Here is a 1,810-nt window from a genome sequence, read left to right on the forward strand (position 1 = left end):
CGTCTTGCGGCCCACCAGGTCGTTGGCCTGGATGGCGGTCGTGCCTTCGTAGATGGTCAGGATGCGGGCATCGCGGTAGTACTGCGCCGCGCCGGTCTCCTCGATGAAGCCCATGCCGCCGTGCACCTGCACGCCCAGGCTGGTCACTTCGAGGCTCATCTCGGTGCTGTAGCCCTTGACCAGCGGCACCATGAATTCGTAGAAGGTGGCGTTTTGCTTGCGCACCGCGGCGTCGGGGTGGTGGTGCGCCGCGTCGTAGGCGGCGGCGGCCGTGGTGGCCATGGCGCGGCAGCCCTCGGTGTAGGCGCGCATGGTCATCAGCATGCGGCGCACGTCGGGGTGGTGAATGATGGTGCTGCTGGCATTGATGCTGCCATCCACCGGGCGGCTTTGCACGCGGTCCTTGGCATACGCCACGGCCTGCTGGTAGGCGCGCTCGGCCACCGCGATGCCCTGCACACCGACCGCGTAACGGGCCGAGTTCATCATGATGAACATGTATTCGAGGCCGCGGTTCTCCTCGCCGACCAGGTAGCCCACGGCGCCGGGTCCGGCGCTGTCTGCGATGCTCGCCGCCGTGCCGTCGCCAAACTGCAGCACCGCCGTGGGGCTGGCCTTGATGCCGAGCTTGTGCTCGATGCTGACGCAGTGCGCGTCGTTGCGCGCGCCCAGCGTGCCGTCGGGGTTCACCAGGAACTTCGGCACGACGAACAGGCTGATGCCCTTGACGCCCTCGGGCGCGCCCTGCACGCGGGCCAGCACCAGGTGCACGATGTTCTCGGCCATGTCGTGTTCACCGTAGGTGATGAAGATCTTGGTGCCGAAAATTTTGTAGCTGCCGTCGGGCTGCCCGGATGGACTCACCTGCGGTTCGGCGCGCGTGCGCACCAGCGCCAGGTCCGAGCCGGCCTGCGGCTCGGTCAGGTTCATGGTGCCGGTCCATGCGCCGGTCACCATCTTTTCGAGGTAGATCGCCTTGAGCTCGTCGCTGCCGGCGGTGAGCAGCGCCTCGATGGCGCCGTCGGTCAGCAGCGGGCACAGGGCGAAGCTCAGGTTGGCGCTGTTGAGCATTTCGCCGCAGGCCGCGCCTATGGTCTTGGGCAGGCCCTGGCCGCCGAAGTCGACCGGGTGCTGCAGGCCCTGCCAGCCGCCTTCTGCGTATTGGCGAAAGGCCTCCTTGAAGCCGGGCGTGGTCGTGACCGCGCCGGCCTGGAAGTTCGACGGGTTGCGGTCGCCCTCGACGTTGAGCGGCGCCACCACGCCCTCGTTGAATTTGGCGCACTCTTCGAGCACGGCCTGGGCGGTATCGAGGCCGGCGTCTTCAAAGCCGGGCATTTGCGCGACCTGTGCAATGCCGGCCAGATGCTCGATGGCGAACAGCATGTCTTTGATGGGGGCGGTGTAGCTCATGAGGGTCTCCAGGGGAAAGCGGGGTCCGGATGTGAAAAAGGCATCGCGAACGATGCCCTTTGCGGTACGCAGTGGCTTACAAGGCCTTGATCAGCTCGGGAATGGCCGTGAACAGATCGGCCTCGAGCCCGTAGTCGGCCACCGAGAAGATCGGCGCCTCCGGGTCCTTGTTGATCGCCACGATGANCCGGATGTGAAAAAGGCATCGCGAACGATGCCCTTTGCGGTACGCAGTGGCTTACAAGGCCTTGATCAGCTCGGGAATGGCCGTGAACAGATCGGCCTCGAGCCCGTAGTCGGCCACCGAGAAGATCGGCGCCTCCGGGTCCTTGTTGATCGCCACGATGACCTTGCTGTCCTTCATCCCCGCCAGGTGCTGGATCGCGCCCGAGATGCCGCA

Annotated in this window: 1 protein-coding gene and 2 pseudogenes; all 3 read right to left on the reverse strand. The window is 65.9% G+C overall.

Going from position 1 to position 1,810, the window contains the following annotated elements; all coding sequences use genetic code 11:
* Positions 1–1,410, reverse strand: a 1,410-nt coding sequence (locus tag QZH66_RS15650; RefSeq protein ID WP_305806826.1) for an acyl-CoA dehydrogenase family protein, incomplete at its 3' end; no start/stop codon positions are given.
* 76 nt (positions 1,411–1,486) lie between these two features.
* Positions 1,487–1,594: pseudogene (locus QZH66_RS15655) on the reverse strand (electron transfer flavoprotein subunit alpha/FixB family protein); the annotation flags it as partial.
* 54 nt (positions 1,595–1,648) lie between these two features.
* Positions 1,649–1,810 (reverse strand): annotated as a pseudogene (locus tag QZH66_RS15660) (electron transfer flavoprotein subunit alpha/FixB family protein); the annotation flags it as partial.

Origin of the sequence: Stenotrophomonas sp. YIM B06876, assembly GCF_030711595.1 — a bacterium.
Taxonomy (GTDB): domain Bacteria; phylum Pseudomonadota; class Gammaproteobacteria; order Xanthomonadales; family Xanthomonadaceae; genus Stenotrophomonas.